The sequence below is a fragment of the Streptomyces sp. NPDC046215 genome (assembly GCF_040646215.1).
In the GTDB taxonomy this organism is placed as follows: Bacteria; Actinomycetota; Actinomycetes; order Streptomycetales; family Streptomycetaceae; genus Streptomyces; species Streptomyces stramineus.
Window position 1 is genome coordinate 100,452 of record NZ_JBEYZW010000013.1, and the last position, 15,005, is coordinate 115,456.

The 15,005-nt window shown below is 72.1% G+C and carries 18 protein-coding genes and 1 riboswitch; of the genes, 15 read left to right on the forward strand and 3 right to left on the reverse strand.

Features of this window, described 5'->3' with window-relative positions:
- Positions 1-11: 11 nt before the first annotated feature.
- Positions 12-1,745 carry an ABC transporter ATP-binding protein gene (locus ABZ951_RS08610; protein WP_344086593.1) on the reverse strand — a complete coding sequence of 578 codons (1,734 nt, stop codon included), beginning with the start codon at positions 1,743-1,745 and terminating at the stop codon, positions 12-14.
- A 221-nt stretch (positions 1,746-1,966) separates the two neighbouring features.
- Between ABZ951_RS08610 and ABZ951_RS08615 the strand changes: the two genes are divergently transcribed.
- The 7 genes from ABZ951_RS08615 to ABZ951_RS08645 all read left to right on the forward strand — a co-directional run bounded on the left by ABZ951_RS08615 (position 1,967) and on the right by ABZ951_RS08645 (position 6,437).
- A complete protein-coding gene (locus ABZ951_RS08615) occupies positions 1,967-2,221 on the forward strand; it encodes a MoaD/ThiS family protein (RefSeq protein ID WP_361279484.1) in 255 nt (84 codons plus the stop codon).
- 10 nt (positions 2,222-2,231) lie between these two features.
- Positions 2,232-3,545: a hypothetical protein gene (locus ABZ951_RS08620; RefSeq protein WP_344086590.1), complete on the forward strand. Its 1,314-nt coding sequence runs from the start codon at positions 2,232-2,234 to the stop codon at positions 3,543-3,545.
- 214 nt (positions 3,546-3,759) lie between these two features.
- Positions 3,760-4,470, forward strand: a complete 711-nt coding sequence (locus tag ABZ951_RS08625) for a DUF2993 domain-containing protein (RefSeq protein ID WP_344086587.1) — start codon at positions 3,760-3,762, stop codon at positions 4,468-4,470.
- A 182-nt stretch (positions 4,471-4,652) separates the two neighbouring features.
- Positions 4,653-4,733: a putative leader peptide gene (locus ABZ951_RS08630; protein WP_359364022.1), complete on the forward strand. Its 81-nt coding sequence runs from the start codon at positions 4,653-4,655 to the stop codon at positions 4,731-4,733.
- 142 nt (positions 4,734-4,875) lie between these two features.
- Positions 4,876-5,712, forward strand: a complete 837-nt coding sequence (locus tag ABZ951_RS08635) for a sulfurtransferase (RefSeq protein ID WP_344086584.1) — start codon at positions 4,876-4,878, stop codon at positions 5,710-5,712.
- Positions 5,713-5,744: 32 nt separating this feature from the next.
- The gene (locus ABZ951_RS08640; protein WP_344086581.1) at positions 5,745-6,035 is read left to right on the forward strand and encodes a DUF1416 domain-containing protein; all 291 of its coding nucleotides are present in this window, start codon (positions 5,745-5,747) and stop codon (positions 6,033-6,035) included.
- 144 nt (positions 6,036-6,179) lie between these two features.
- Complete coding sequence (locus ABZ951_RS08645; protein ID WP_344086578.1) at positions 6,180-6,437, forward strand: DUF3099 domain-containing protein; 258 nt, start codon at positions 6,180-6,182, stop codon at positions 6,435-6,437.
- A gap of 103 nt (positions 6,438-6,540) precedes the next feature.
- Here ABZ951_RS08645 and ABZ951_RS08650 read toward each other — a convergent pair whose 3' ends face one another.
- A complete protein-coding gene (locus ABZ951_RS08650) occupies positions 6,541-6,909 on the reverse strand; it encodes a DsrE family protein (protein ID WP_344086575.1) in 369 nt (122 codons plus the stop codon).
- 285 nt (positions 6,910-7,194) lie between these two features.
- On the opposite strand from ABZ951_RS08650, the gene ABZ951_RS08655 reads away from it, so the two are divergent.
- The 6 genes from ABZ951_RS08655 to ABZ951_RS08680 all read left to right on the forward strand — a co-directional run bounded on the left by ABZ951_RS08655 (position 7,195) and on the right by ABZ951_RS08680 (position 12,392).
- Entirely contained in the window at positions 7,195-7,782 is a 588-nt protein-coding gene (locus ABZ951_RS08655) for an FABP family protein (protein ID WP_344086572.1), read from the forward strand.
- Positions 7,771-7,907: riboswitch (cobalamin riboswitch) on the forward strand. Its footprint overlaps the gene before it by 12 nt.
- A 119-nt stretch (positions 7,908-8,026) precedes the next feature.
- The gene (locus ABZ951_RS08660) at positions 8,027-9,118 is read left to right on the forward strand and encodes an iron ABC transporter permease (RefSeq protein ID WP_344086569.1); all 1,092 of its coding nucleotides are present in this window, start codon (positions 8,027-8,029) and stop codon (positions 9,116-9,118) included.
- Positions 9,119-9,120: 2 nt separating this feature from the next.
- On the forward strand, positions 9,121-9,894 hold the full coding sequence (locus ABZ951_RS08665; RefSeq protein WP_344086566.1) for an ABC transporter ATP-binding protein: 774 nt from the start codon (positions 9,121-9,123) through the stop codon (positions 9,892-9,894).
- A gap of 9 nt (positions 9,895-9,903) precedes the next feature.
- Positions 9,904-10,932, forward strand: a complete 1,029-nt coding sequence (locus ABZ951_RS08670; protein WP_344086563.1) for an ABC transporter substrate-binding protein — start codon at positions 9,904-9,906, stop codon at positions 10,930-10,932.
- Between the two features lie 19 nt (positions 10,933-10,951).
- Positions 10,952-11,401, forward strand: a complete 450-nt coding sequence (locus ABZ951_RS08675) for a transcriptional repressor (protein WP_344086560.1) — start codon at positions 10,952-10,954, stop codon at positions 11,399-11,401.
- 10 nt (positions 11,402-11,411) lie between these two features.
- The gene (locus ABZ951_RS08680; RefSeq protein WP_344086557.1) at positions 11,412-12,392 is read left to right on the forward strand and encodes a folate-binding protein; all 981 of its coding nucleotides are present in this window, start codon (positions 11,412-11,414) and stop codon (positions 12,390-12,392) included.
- A gap of 321 nt (positions 12,393-12,713) precedes the next feature.
- Here the strand turns inward: ABZ951_RS08680 and dtd are convergent, their stop codons facing one another.
- A complete protein-coding gene (dtd, locus tag ABZ951_RS08685) occupies positions 12,714-13,139 on the reverse strand; it encodes a D-aminoacyl-tRNA deacylase (RefSeq protein ID WP_344086554.1) in 426 nt (141 codons plus the stop codon).
- Positions 13,140-13,287: 148 nt separating this feature from the next.
- Here dtd and ABZ951_RS08690 point away from each other — a divergent pair, with 148 nt between their 5' ends.
- Both ABZ951_RS08690 and ABZ951_RS08695 read left to right on the forward strand, forming a co-directional pair.
- Positions 13,288-13,878, forward strand: coding sequence for an ABC transporter substrate-binding protein (locus ABZ951_RS08690; protein ID WP_344086551.1), 591 nt, complete (start codon positions 13,288-13,290; stop codon positions 13,876-13,878).
- A 43-nt stretch (positions 13,879-13,921) separates the two neighbouring features.
- The gene (locus ABZ951_RS08695) at positions 13,922-14,905 is read left to right on the forward strand and encodes an asparaginase (RefSeq protein WP_344086548.1); all 984 of its coding nucleotides are present in this window, start codon (positions 13,922-13,924) and stop codon (positions 14,903-14,905) included.
- Positions 14,906-15,005 lie beyond the last annotated feature (100 nt).

Sequence of the window (15,005 nt, forward strand, 5' to 3'; positions counted from 1 at the left end):
GTCCGGGGCCGTCACGCCGCCTCCTCCTCGGTGAGCTGGGAGAGCACGATCTCCCGGTAGGTCTCGTTCGACCCCATGAGGTCGGTGTGGGTGCCGGTGCCGACGACCCGGCCCTCGTCGAGGACGACGATGCGGTCGGCGTCGCGGATGGTGGACACCCGCTGGGCGACGATGACGACGGTCGCGTCGCCCGTCTCCCGGGCCAGGGCGGCGCGCAGGCGGGCGTCGGTGGCGTAGTCGAGGGCGGAGAAGGAGTCGTCGAAGAGGTAGATCTCGGGGCGGCGGACCAGGGCGCGGGCGATGGCCAGGCGCTGGCGCTGCCCGCCCGAGACGTTGGCGCCGCCCTGGGCTATCGGCGCGGCCAGGCCCAGCTCCATGCTCTCGACGAACTCGCGGGCCTGTGCGGTCTCCAGGGCCCGCCACAGCTCCTCGTCGGTGGCGTCCGGCTTTCCGTAGCGCAGGTTGGAGGCGACCGTCCCGGTGAAGAGGTAGGGCTTCTGCGGGACGAGCCCGACGATCTCGGACATCAGGACGGGGTCGAGGTCGCGGACGTCCTCGCCGTCGACGCGGACCGTGCCGGCGGTCGCGTCGATCAGCCGGGGCACCAGGCTCAGGAGCGTGGACTTGCCGCTGCCGGTGGAGCCGATCACGGCGGTGGTCTCGCCGGGCCGGGCGATGAGGGAGACGTCCTTCAGGACGGGCTCCTCGGCGCCGGGGTAGCGGAACTCCACGCCGGTGAGCTCCAGGTGCCCGGCGCGGCGCAGCGCGGTGACCGGCCGGGCCGGGGGCACCACGCTGGATGCGGTGGCCAGTACTTCCTGGATGCGCTCGGCGCAGACCTCGGCGCGCGGCAGCATCATGAACATGAAGGTGGCCATCATGACGGCCATCAGGATCTGCATGAGGTAGCTGAGGAACGCGGTGAGCGCGCCGATCTCCATGTCGCCGCTCTCGATGCGGTGGCCGCCGAACCACAGGACGGCGACGGAGGAGACGTTCACGACGAGCATCACCGAGGGGAACATCAGCGACATCAGCCGCCCGGCCCGCACGGACACGTCCATGAGGTCGGTGTTGGCGCCCTCGAAGCGGCGGCGCTCGTGGGTGTCGCGGACGAAGGCGCGGATCACGCGGATGCCGGTGATCTGCTCGCGCAGGATCCGGTTGACGGTGTCGATGCGCTCCTGGACGCCGCGGAACAGCGGTCGCATCCGCCAGATGATCAGCGAGACGATGACGCCGAGCACGGGGACGATGATCAGCAGGAGGGCGGACAGCGGGACGTCGAGGTCCAGGGCCAGGGCTATGCCGCCGACGCACATGATCGGCGCGGAGACCAGCAGGGTGAAGGCCATCAGGGCCAGCATCTGGACCTGTTGGACGTCGTTGGTGGTCCGGGTGATCAGCGAGGGGGCGCCGAAGCGGCCCACCTCGCGCGCGGAGAAGGACTGCACCCGGTCGAAGACCGCCGCCCGCACGTCCCGGCCCAGGGCCATCGCGGTACGCGCCCCGTAGTACACGGCACCGATCGCGCAGACGATCTGGAGGACCGTCACGACGACCATCCAGCCGCCCAGCTCCAGGATGTATCCCGTGTCGCCCTTCACGACACCGTTGTCGACGATGTCGGCGTTGAGGGTGGGCAGATAGAGAGTGGCCAGCGTTTGGACGAGCTGCAGCAGCACGGCCATCGCGATCGGTCTCGAATAGGGCTTCAGATGGGCCCGCAGCAGTCGTACCAACACACTTCGCAGCCTATGTGAGCGCCTCGCCGCGCAGCCTCCCGTTTTACGGGGGCGGGCGGTGGGCGGGGCGGGCACCCGTCATCATGGGAGGCTCGAAGCACACAACCGAAGAATCAGCAGCAACAGCATCAGGACCAGAAGGGGTCGCCGTGGCGACGACACAACCGGCACATCCGGTCGAACCGGCTCTGCCGGGGGGACTGCCGGCGCAGCCGGGACCGGTGGGCACGATCCGGTACTGGGCGGCGGCGAAGGCCGCCGCCGGCACGCCCGAGGAGCCGTACGCGGCGGGGACGCTCGCCGAGGCGCTCGACGCGGCCCGGCGGCGGCACGCGGAGCGCCCGGAGTTCGCCCGGGTGCTGCTGCGCTGTTCCTTCCTCGTGGACGGCGCCCCTGTCGGCACGCGCGACCACTCGACGGTCCAACTGGCCGAGGGCGGCACCGTAGAGGTGCTCCCGCCCTTCGCAGGAGGGTGACCCCGGCACCATGAGCAATCAGCCGCACCACGCGTACGAGCCCCGCGAGCCGTACGACCCGTACGAGCAGCGGGAGGGCTACGACCCCTACGGGCAGCAGCCCGGCCAGAGCGCCCCGCAGCCCCAGCAGGCACAGCAGCCCCAGCAGACCGGCTACGACGCCTACAACCCGTACGCCCCGTACGACCAGCAGGCCGCCGCCCAGGCGCATCAGGCCCAGCACCAGGCCCAGCAGGCGCAGCAGAACCGGCAGCCCGATCCCCATGCGTGGCCCACGACGCAGGGCGGGCAGCAGGGGTACGCGGCACAGCAGGAGCCGGTGACGCAGACCTGGCAGACCCCGACGTGGGACACCCAGACCTGGCAGCGGCCGGCGGAGCCCTCGCACGGCTCGCCGTGGCACGGTGCCCCGCTGCCGGAGGAGACGCCGGCCGGGCAGCCGGGCCGCGCGCACCCCGCGCCGGCGGACGGGCCTTCGGGTCAGGCCGGCCGGCACCGGGGCGCCCCCGCGGCCCCCGCCGCGCCCGAGCCGGACCCGGAGCCCGGGCCGGCCGCCGGGGAGCGGCCGCTGACGGCCGCGGAGAAGGCGAAGGCCGAGGGCCGCCCGCAGATCCTCTCGCCGGGCTTCCGGCCGGCCGTGCTGACGGCGGTGCTCTCGGCGCTGCTGGCGGTGGCCGCCCCGCTGGGGCAGCCGGCGCTGGCCGTGCCCGTCGTCCTGCTGCAAGCGGTGACCGCGGCCGGCTGGTTCCGGCTGAACGGCATGTGGCCGGCCCGGCAGGGCATCGCCCTGGCGTTCCTAGGCGGTGTGGTCGCCGACATCGGGCTGCTGGTCACGGACGAGGCGCAGGCGCCGACCGTGCTCATCGGCACGCTCGGGGTGTGGGTCCTGCTGACGATCGCGCTCCAGCTGCGCAGCCGCGCGGGGGCCGACGAGCGCCTGTACGGGCTGATGGTCGCCGGTGCCTCGGCGGCGCTCACCGTCGTCGCGGCCGGGCAGCTGGCCGCGGCGTCGGACGCCGTCGTGGTGGGGGCGGCGGGTGTCGCCGTGGCGGCGCTGGCGCGCGCGCTGCCGCTGCCCTCGCTGCTCTCCCCCGTGATCGCCCTGATCGCGGCGGCGGGCTCGGGGGTGGCGACCGGCCAGATCACCGGGCTGGGCGCGCAGGCGGCGCTGCTGGGCCTGGCGGCGGGCGTCTGCGCGCTGGTGGGCCTGCGCGCGGCGAGCTACGACTATCCCTCCCGTTTCGTGCACATGACGGCGGGCGTGGCCCTTCCGCTGGCGGCCGCGGCCCCGGCGGTCTACGTGCTCGGCAGGGCCCTGACCTGATCCGGCAGGCTGGGGAGGAAGGCGGTCCGTTCCACCGAGCGGGCCGCCTTCCGCGTTTTCCGGGCGGGGCCCGCAGCCCGCGGCTGTCACAGTCCCGTGACGTGACCGCGGGCACGCGCGCCCCGTGGCGCTCGTTGGGAGCAATTAGGCTCACCGCACCAACAAAGGGCCCCAGACCGCCTGAGACCCAGACCCGGGGGAGTGAGAAGAACACATGCGCGCCATACGGATAACCCTGATCCTCGCCGTCGTACTGGGGGCCCTCTTCGTGGCCGCCGACCGCATCGCGGTGTACTTCGCCGAGGATCAGGCCGCCGAGAAGATCCGCAGCAGCCAGAACCTCTCCGGCACCCCCGAGGTGTCGATCAAGGGCTTCCCCTTCCTCACCCAGATCGCGAGCTCCACCCTCGACGAGGTCGAGGTCAAGCTGGACGGCGGCATCACCGCCGGGGCCGGCGACCGCTCGATCAGGGTGTCGGGCTTCGACGCCACGCTGAAGAGCGTGAAGATCGACAGCAGCTTCAGCTCCGCCGTCGCCGACCGCGCCTCGGGCACCGCCCACATCACCTACGCGGACCTCACCAAGGCCGCCGCCGACCCCGGCGTGACCATCGCCTACGGCGGGCGCGACGAGGCGGGCAAGAGCCAGGTCAAGGTCACCGGGAAGACGACGGTGGCGGGGCAGCCCGTCGAGCGCAGCGTGCTCTCCACGGTGAGCGTCGAAGGCGGCGACACCGTCAAGGTCCGGGCGGACGAGGTGCCGGCGCAGGGCATCCCCGGCCTGGAGCAGGCGATCCGCGAGAAGATCGACTTCAACCGGAAGATCAGCGGTCTGCCCAAGGGCATCACGGTGGACAAGGTCACCACGACGCCCGAGGGGGTCGACATCACCCTCGGCGGCACCCGCGTCAACCTGGCCGGCTGACCCCGGCCGGTCCGTACGACGAGACGCGCACGTCCGCACCACAGGACGCCCGGGCACGCCCGGTCCGGAGGAGGCCCCGCCCGGCCCCCTCCCGGGCCGGGCGTCCCGCATTCCGGAAGATCTCGTCTCACTATTCAACACACCGGTGACAGGGCCGCCCGTCCGTCCCTACGATCGGTCCCATGAAGCGACAGGCGGACCTCACGAAGCGGCGGGCAGTCGACCTGTGCCGCGTCGCCGCCATGCTCTGTCGCCATGCCTGACGGGCGCCTTCGCACCCCGTCCGCTCCCCCTCGGCCATTCGAGGCCCTCCCGAAACACCCCGCTGTGTGGCACCGCGCGCTCTGACGCCGCGGCCACCGCATGTGCTCCCGCACATCCGCAACTGCCCCGGAGGAGAACAGCATGAGCCGCAGTGACGTCCTGGTGGACGCCGCCTGGGTCCTGGACCGCATCGACGACCCGAAGACCGTCCTCGTCGAGGTCGACGAGGACACCTCCGCGTACGACAAGAACCACATCAAGAACGCCGTCCGCATCGACTGGAAGACCGACCTCCAGGACCCGGTGCGCCGCGACTTCGTCGACCAGGCGGGCTTCGAGAAGCTGCTGTCGGAGAAGGGCATCGCCAACGACGACACGGTCGTCCTCTACGGCGGCAACAACAACTGGTTCGCCTCGTACGCCTATTGGTACTTCAAGCTCTACGGCCACAGGGACGTCAAGCTCCTGGACGGCGGCCGCAAGAAGTGGGAGCTGGACTCCCGCGACCTGGTGACGGAGGTCCCGCAGCGCCCGCGGACCGACTACAAGGCCCAGCCGCAGAACACGGCGATCCGCGCCTTCCGCGACGACGTGGTGGCGGCGATCGGCGAGCTCAACCTCGTCGACGTGCGCTCCCCCGACGAGTTCAGCGGCAAGCTGCTCGCCCCGGCGCACCTGCCGCAGGAGCAGTCGCAGCGCCCCGGCCACGTGCCGACCGCGCGCAACATCCCCTGGTCGAAGGCGGCCAACGACGACGGCACCTTCAAGTCGGACGACGAGCTCAAGGCGATCTACGAGGACGCCGGGATCGACCTGGCCAAGGACACCATCGCCTACTGCCGCATCGGCGAGCGCTCCGCGCACAGCTGGTTCGTGCTGCACGAGCTGCTCGGCCAGGCCAACGTCCGCAACTACGACGGCTCGTGGACCGAGTACGGCTCGCTGGTCGGCGTGCCGATCGCGCTCGGCGCCAACTGATCTCCCTCTCCCCTACGCCTCAAGGATCACTTATGTGTGGAGCAAAGGCCGGCGGCCCCGACGCCTCAACCGCCAAGCCGGGTGAGACCACCATCCAGGGTTCGGTGACCCTGGACGGCCACCCCGTGGCCGGCTACGTCCGCCTGCTGGACAGCACCGGCGAGTTCACCGCCGAGGTGCCCACCTCGGCCACGGGCCAGTTCCGCTTCTACGCCGCCAAGGGCGAGTGGACGCTGCGGGCGCTCGTCCCCGGCGGGAAGACCGCCGACCGCAAGGTCGTCGCCCGGGAGGGCGGCCTGGCCGAGGTCGCCATCGCCGTCTGACGCCGCCGCCCGGCGGGCGGACCCGAACGCCGGAAGGCCGCACCCAGGGGTTGGACGCCTTGCTGGGGGGTGCGGTCTTCCGTGCTGCCCGGCCGCGCCGCACGGGCCGTGACCGCCCGCCCGGCGCCGTCGTACCGTGGAAGCGTGTACACACGGCGCCGCCACCGGTACTTCGCCATGATGGGCGTCTGCATCGGCATGTTCGTCCTGGCGTGGGCCGTCGTGCGCCTGTGGTCGGTCCCGGCCGCGGTGGGGATGTGCCTGGTGGCGATGGTGATCCCGCCCGTCGCGGCGATCGTCGCCAACCGCCGGGGCCCGGACGACCGCTGGTGGGACGACCCGTCCGGGGACCCGAAGTCGGACGAGTGGTGGGACGAACTGGACGGCAAGCGGCGCCGTTAGCCTTCCGGCGGGTGGTGGGGTGCACCACCGCTGCGCGGCGGTGTCCTCAAGCGCCGGACGGGCTGGTTTCCGGGGGCACCCCCAGGACTCACCGGAAAGGCCCTCAGTACACCAGCGCCTGCACGCCCTCGCCCATGATCTCGCTGACGAAGACCTGTGCCCCGGCGATGCGCGCACCCTCGATGAGGTCCTTCTCCTCGATCTCCCGGCGCGCGGCGCACTGCGTGCACACCGTGATCATCCCGCCGCCCAGCCGGATGCCCTCGATGAGGTCGGGCAGCGGCGCCGCGTGCGGCAGCTCGAACTCCGCCGCCCGGCCCGGCAGCGCGAACCACGACGACTCCCCCGTCAGCCACAGCGACACCTCGACGCCGCTGGCGACGGCCACGGCCGCCACCGTGAACGCCTGGGAGCACCGCTCGGGCGCGTCCGCCCCCGCCGTCACCTTGATCACGAGCTTCTTGTACGCCATGCGATCACTGTAGGGCCCGGCCCCGGATCGCGGCCGGGCAGCACGATCGACCTCACAGCGCCGCCCCGGACACCTCCGACTAGACTCGGGACCGGTCCGTAACACCCTCACTCCGACCGAGGAGCGCGCTCGTGCTTGAGGCAGTCTTCACCACCCTGTTGGTCCTGGTCGTCGTCGGCGTTCTCGCCTTCTCCGCACTGACCTGGAAGAAGCTGTACCAGGGCCAGCGCTGACCCGGTCGCCGTCCGCAACCCCCCGCCTCCCACAGATCGCCTGAGCCCCCTCATGATCGAGATTCCGTCCGACCTCCACCCGGACCTCGTGCCCCTCGTCTTCCTCCTCGGCAAGTGGGAGGGCGCGGGCGTCGCCGACTTCCCCGGCGCCGAGAAGTGCAACTTCGGGCAGGAAGTCACCTTCACCCACGACGGCCGTGACTTCCTGGAGTACACCTCGCACAGCTGGGTGCTCGACGCCGAGGGCAAGATGGGCCGCCCCCTGGAGAGCGAGACGGGCTACTGGCGGATCGACAAGGACCGCAAGGTCCACGTCGTCATGGTCCGCGACCAGGGTGTCGCCGAGGTCTGGTACGGCGAGCTGGCCGACAAGAAGCCGCAGATCGACCTGGCCACGGACGCCGTCGCGCGCACCGAGGCCGCCGACCCCTACTCGGGCGGCAAGCGCCTGTACGGGTACGTCAAGGGCGATCTGATGTGGGTCGGCGAGAAGGCCACCCCCGAGGTGCCGCTGCGCCCGTACATGTCGGCACACCTGAAGAAGATCGCCGATCTCCAGGAGTGGGCCGCCAACCTGCCCGACGACATGCCGGACGGCGTCGCGTTCTTCAACCAGGACGGCACGCCCTACACCGGCTGACGCTCCCGTCACACCCGCAGCGTCCCGTGGGGGAAGTCCGGTCGAAATCCGGCGCTGACCCGCAACGGTAGGCGGAAGTACCTCTTCCGCGAGCCCGATCACCCACGGTGACGCAGACCCCGCACAACTCGCCGTGGACTGCGAGGGGACTCCCGGACGCAAGCGCTCCGCGGGCCGCTCCTTGGACGTATGACGTACGACGTACGCGTACGGGCCACGGCCCGAGGCGAAGGCGTACCCGTCCGTGGCGATCACCTCCCAGGCAGGCGTTTCCCGGCGAACCGGCGGGCCCCCGCCACCCCGGCGGCTGCCGGTGCCGCCCCTCGTCATCACCCTCGCCGCGGCCCTGGTGATCTCCGTGATCTGCGGGGTCGGCCTCGGCGCCGCGGGGGTGGGCTGGGGCGCGACCGTGCGCTACCTGCGGGCGGGCCTGACCGGGGCGACGCTGGCGCCCGACGAGGTCGCCGCGTACACCATCGTCTGGGAGCTGCGCTTCCCGCGGGCCCTGCTGGCCGCCGTCGTCGGCGCGGGCCTCTCCGCGATCGGCGTGGCCGTGCAGGCCATGGTCCGCAACGCCCTCGCCGACCCCTTCGTCCTCGGGATCTCCTCCGGCGCCGCCGTCGGCGCCAACGCCGTGCTGCTCTTCGGCGCGCTCGGCTCGCTGGGCATCTGGGCGCTGTCGGGGGCCGCGTTCGTCTCGGCGCTCGCCGCGATGCTGCTCGTCTACGCGGCCGCCCGCACCCCGCACGGCCTGACGCCGCTGCGGCTCGTGCTGACGGGCTCGGCCATGTACTACGGCTTCTCGGCGATCACCACGCTGATGGTCTTCAGCGCCGACCGGGGCGAGTCCGCCCGCTCGGCCATGATGTGGCTCCTCGGCAGCCTGGGCGGCGCCACCTGGTCCTCCGTGCCCATCGCCGCGGGCGCCGTGGCGGCCGGGCTCGGTTACCTGCTGTGGTCGGCGCGCAGCCTCAACGCGCTGGCCATGGGCGACGAGACGGCCGCGGCCCTGGGGGTGGACGCCGACCGGCTGCGCCGCAAGCTGTTCGTCGTCGCGGCCGCGGTCACCGGCGCCGTCGTCGCCGTCAGCGGCGCCATCGGCTTCGTGGGCCTGATGGTCCCGCACGTCACCCGCATGCTCGTCGGCGCCGACCACCGCCGGGTGCTGGCCGTGGCACCGCTGCTGGGCGCCGTGCTGCTGGTCTGGGTCGACATCGTCTCCCGGCTGCTGCTGGCCCCCGTCGAACTGCCCGTCGGCGTCATCACCGCGCTGATCGGCGTGCCGTGCTTCGTGGTGCTCATGCGCCGCCGGGGCTATGTCTTCGGAGGGGCGTGACCATGCGGGTCGACATCGAGGACCTGGCGGTCGACGTCGCCGGCACCCGGCTCGTGGAGAACATCGCCCTGCGGGCCGACAGCGGGCGCTTCGTCGGCCTGGTCGGACCCAACGGCAGCGGCAAGTCCACCTTGCTGCGCTGCGTCTACCGGGCCCTGCGGCCGGCCACCGGCACCGTGCGGGTGGACGGCGACGACCTGCACGCGCTCGGCGCCCGCGAGGGGGCCCGCAGGCTGGCCGCGCTGCCGCAGGAGTCGACGAGCGAGTTCGACTTCACGGCGGCCGAGGTCGTCGCGATGGGGCGGCTGCCGCACCAGAGCGCGGCCGGCCGGGTCACCGCCCTGGACACCGAGGTCTGCGCGAGGGCCCTCTCCCAGGTGGGCGCGGACCACCTCGCCGACCGGAGCTTCCCGACCCTGTCGGGCGGCGAGAAGCAGCGCGTGCTGATCGCCCGCGCCCTGGCGCAGCAGCCGAAGGTGCTGGTCCTGGACGAGCCGACGAACCACCTGGACATCGCCCAGCAGCTGGAGGTCCTGTCCCTGGTGCGCGGCGCGGGCCTCACGGTGCTGGCCGCGCTGCACGACCTGAACCTCGCCGCCACCCACTGCGACGTCCTCTACGTCATCTCGGGCGGCCGCATCGTGGCGTCCGGCCCGCCGGACACCGTCCTGACCGCCGGGCTGCTCGCCGACGTCTTCGGCGTACGGGCCTTCCGGGTGCCGCACCCGGAATCCGGCACCCCGCACCTGCTCTTCGACCGCCTCCCCGCTTCCTAAGGACCCGCCATGGCCGCCCGTGCCGTCCGTACCGCCCTCGCCTGCCTGACCGCCCTGGCCCTCGCCGGCTGCGGGGCGAAGGTCGCGGAGACCGACCAGACCGACAAGACCGACGCCAAGGCGACGGGCCACTACCCCGTGACCGTCGAGAACTGCGGGGTGAAGACGACGTTCGACAAGGCCCCGCAGCGGGTGGTGACCAACGACGTCGGCATCGCCGAGATCATGTTCGCGCTGGGCCTGGAAGACCACATGGCCGGATACGTGGCGCCGGATTACAAGGGCGACCGCGAGTCGGTGCCGTGGAAGGACGGCTACCAGAAGGTGAAGTGGCTGTCCAAGAAGGAGATCACCAAGGAGATCGTCCTCGACGCGAAGGCCGACCTCGTCTTCGCGGGCTGGAACTACGGCTTCGGCGAGGGCAACAACTTCACCCCCGACAGCCTCAAGAAGCTCGGCATCGGCTCGTACCTCCTGACCGAGTCGTGCCGCAACAACGGCAGCGCCAAGTCCCGCGGGGTGATGCCGCCGCTGGAGGCGCTCTACACCGACCTGGCGACGCTCGGGAAGGTCTTCGACGTCGAGGACCGGGCGGCAAAGCTCGTCGCCGGGTTCAAGAAGCAGGTCGCCGACGCGCAGGCGCGCATCCCCGCCGACGGGAAGAAGCCCAGCGTGTTCCTCTACGACGACGGCCGCGACAAGCCGCTGACGTCCGGGGTGTACGCCGGGCCGCACGACATCATCACCAAGGCCGGCGGCGACCACGTGATGAAGGACCTCAAGGACTCCTGGACGTCGGTCAGCTGGGAGACCGTCGTCGAGCGCGACCCGGACGTCATCGTGATCAACAACTACGGGGACGTGACCGCGGAGCAGAAGAAGGCGTTCCTGAAGTCCTACGGGCCGCTCGCGAACGTCTCCGCCGTCAAGAACGACCGCATCTTCGTCCTCGACTACGTCGACCTCGTGGAGAGCCCCCGCAACCCAGCGGCCATCGCCGCCCTGGCCGACTACCTGAAAGGGGTCCGCACCGGCTGAGGCTGCCTAGACTGGGGGCGTGGTGGACTCCGACTGGCAGAGCAATCTCCGAAAGCGCGGCTACCGGCTGACCCCTCAGCGCCAGCTCGTCCTGGAAGCGGTGGACCGGCTGGAGCACGCGACGCCCGACTCCATCCTCACCGAGGTGCGGCGCACCGCGGGCGGGGTCAACATCTCCACGGTCTACCGGACCCTGGAGCTGCTGGAGGAGCTGGGCCTGGTCAGCCACGCCCACCTCGGGCACGGCGCTCCCACGTACCACCTCGCCGACCGGCACCACCACATACACCTCGTCTGCCGGGACTGCACCGACGTCATCGAAGCCGATCTGTCGGTCGCCGAGCCGTTCACGGACCAGCTGCGGCGGACCTTCGGTTTCGAGACGGACATGAAGCACTTCGCGATCTTCGGGCAGTGCGGGAAGTGCTCCGCGAAGCGCCCTTCCGGGGAGCCGGCGCACGGGTCGTAGGCTGGTGCGCATGCCGCGCGAATCGAAAGCCAGCCCGCTGTTGTCGCTGCCCGGTGCCGTCGCCGCCGAGAGCCCCGACGAAGGTGTCGCCGCACACTACGGCGACCTCTTCCGGGAACAGCGCTCCCTCGCCGCCGGAACCGGCTTCGTCGACCTCTCGCACCGTGGTGTCGTCACCGTCACGGGGCCCGACCGGCTGAGCTGGCTGCACCTGCTCATCACCCAGCACGTGAGCGAGCTGCCCGCCGGGCAGGCCACGGAAGCGCTGATCCTCTCCGCCAACGGGCACATCGAGCACGCCCTGTACCTGGTGGACGACGGGTCCACCACCTGGATCCACGTGGAGCCGGGCACCCAGGCGGAGCTCATCGCCTACCTGGAGAGCATGAAGTTCTTCTACCAGGTCGAGGTCGCCGACCGGACGGACGAGCTCGCCGTCGTCCACCTGCCGGCCGGCTCGATCGCGGCGGTCCCCGAGGGCGTCACGGTCCGCGAGACGGCGCACGGGCGGGACCTGTTCCTGCCGCGCGAGACCCTGGAGTCCTTCGCCTCCTCGCACGGCCCGGCGGCGGGCGTCCTCGCCTACGAGGCGCTGCGCGTCGAGGCGCACCGCCCCCGGGTGGGCCTGGAGACCGACCACCGCACCATCCCCCACGAGCTGGGCTGGATCGGCACGGCCGTGCACCTGCAGAAGGGCTGCTACCGGGGACAGGAGACGGTCGCCCGCGTCCACAACCTGGGCAAGCCGCCGCGCCGCCTGGTCTTTCTCCACCTCGACGGCAGCGAGGTGAAGCTGCCGGGCCACGGCACGCCGGTCCGCCTGGCGGCGGACGGCCCCGAGGGCCGCCAGCTGGGCTTCATCACGACGTCGGCCCGCCACCACGAGCTGGGCCCGATCGCCCTGGCCCTGGTGAAGCGGAACGTGCCGCTGGACGCGCCGCTGATCGCGGACGCGACGGCGGCGGCGCAGGAGGTCGTCGTCGAACCGTGACGCTGCCGCTTGGGCTTGAGGGGTACGGGCCTGTGGACCCTCGGGTTTGAACGGTTGCCGGCCCTACGCCTGCGCGGCGGGCGGCTTGCCGGGCCCGGCCGGGGGCCGTCCGGCACCGCCGGGCTGGTGGCGACGTGGCTGCTCACCGTCGCGGCGGAGAGAGGTCGCCCGCCTGACAGGCGAAAGGGCTGCGCCCCCGGCCGGAGGCCGCCCCGCACCGCCGGGCCGGTAGCGACGTGGCTGCTCACCGTCGCGGCGGAGAGAGATTGCCCGCCTTACAGGCGAAAGGGCTGCGCCCCCGGCCGGAGGCCGCCCCGCCCTCTAGACCTCGATCAGGATCGTGAACGGGCCGTTGTTCGTGAGGGTCACCTTCATGTCCGCTCCGAAGCGGCCCGTCTCCACCTGCGCTCCCAGCGCGCGGAGCTGCGTCACCACCTCGTCCACCAGCGGTTCCGCCACCCCGCCGGGCGCCGCCGCGTTCCACGTGGGGCGGCGGCCCTTGCGGGCGTCACCGTAGAGAGTGAACTGGGAGATCACCAGCAGCGGCGCCCCCACGTCCGAACAGGATTTCTCGTCCTCCAGAATCCGTACGGACCACAGCTTGCGCGCCAGCTGCGCGGCCTTCTCCGGGGTGTCCTCGTGCGTCACTCCGACGAGCACGCACAGCCCTTGTCCGATGATCTCGCCGACCGTCTCGCCGCCCACGACGACGGCCGCCCCGTCCACTCTCTGCACCACTGCACGCATACGGACCATGATGCCCTGCGTCCATCCAGGGCCGTTCGGGTGCCGAGACCCTGCGCCCGGGCCTCACGGAGTGGCACGATGCGTGCAGGCGGTGCTCCATGCGGGCAACGTGACCCGGACGCGGCCCGCCCGAGGGGAACGGAACAGCATGACCACACCCATTGAGGACGGCCCCATGCTCAAGGCAGCCGACAGCCTGCACCCCAGGCCGCCCAGCCAGCGCACCGGCCGGCAGGCGGACGTGCCCGGGCGGGGGCTGTCCGAGCTGCGCCTCCCCGAGGTGCGCGTCCTGCGCCGGAACGCGCAGCAGGACGAGGCGGACCTCAGCTACGTGCGGCGCCTGCTCCAGGGCCGCATCGACATCCTGCGGGCCGAGCTGGCCCGGCGCGCCGCCCCCGACTCCCCCGTCATGGCCCGGCTCGTCGTCGACCGGCTCTCGGAGATCCTCGCGGACGGGCCCTCCACCCAGCGCTCCTCCGCCCGCCATGTGACGCTGGGGACCCCGCACAGCGAGGAGTACCGGCGGCTGGCCGAGGACATGCTGTCCGAGGTCGAGCTGTCCGACCTGGGCGCCCGCACCGATCAGGAGCTGCACGAGGGCATGCGCCGCCTCGTCTCCTACGAGCGCCAGGTCTCCGTGCGCCGCCAGCAGCTCCAGCGGACCGCCGACGATTGCAGTGCCGAGATCGCCCGCAGGTACCGTGAAGGAGAAGCACAAGTAGACGACCTCCTCGCGTGATCCACCGGGGGCGGTCCGCACCACCTCCCCCGGAAGGCCGACGATGACCTCCTCCACCCCTCTCGCCGCCGCAGCCACGGACGCCCCCATACCCCCGGTCCTCGCCGAGGTCGTCCGCTCCGGCTTCGTCGAGGGCCACCACCGGGGCTCGCTGGTGGTCCTGGCGGCCGACGGCAGCGTGGAGCTGGCGCTGGGCGACGTGGACTCCCCCGTCTACCCCCGTTCCGCGAACAAGCCGATGCAGGCGGCCGCCGTGCTGCGCGCGGGCCTGGAGCTGTCCGGGGAACGGCTGGCCCTGGCGGCCGCCAGCCACTCCGGAGAAACGTTCCACCTGGACCTGGTGCGGAAGATGCTCGCCGAGTTCGGCGTCGCCGAGGGCGATCTTCAGACCCCGCCGGACCTGCCGTACGACCCCCAGGAGGCGGAGCACTACCTGGCGGCCGGGCACGTCCGTGACCGGGTCACCATGAACTGCTCCGGCAAGCACGCCGCCATGATCGCCGCCTGTGCCGCGAACGGCTGGCCGGTGGAGAGCTACCTCGCGCCCGAGCACCCCCTCCAGCGGCTGACCGTCGAGGTCGTGGAGGAGGCGAGCGGCGAGCGCGTCACCCACGTGGGCACGGACGGCTGCGGCGCGCCGCTGCTGGCCCTGTCCCTGACCGGCCTGGCCCGGGCCTTCCGCGCCTTCGTCCTGGCCGGCCCGGGCACGGCGGAGCGCCGGGTCGCGGACGCGATGCGCGCCCACCCGGAGTACGTGGCGGGCACCCGCCGCCCCGACACCTGGCTGATGTCCGAGGTGCCGGGCGTGCTGGCGAAGATGGGCGCCGAGGCCGTCCAGGCCGTGGCCCTACCGGACGGCCGCGCTCTGGCCTTCAAGATCGACGACGGCGCCGCCCGCGCGACGGGCCCGGTCCTGGCCCGCACCCTGGAGATCCTGGGCGTGGACGCCCCCGTGGTGACCCGCATAGCCGAGGCCCCCCTCTACGGCGGCGCCCACCGGGTAGGAGAAATCCGCGCGGCGTTCTAAAAAACAGCCGCACCACAGAGGGTTTTTCCCCACCCACTCACGCGAGGGGGGGGCTGCGGGGGCGGGTTGTCGGGGCGTAAAGCGAAGCAGCCCCGACAAC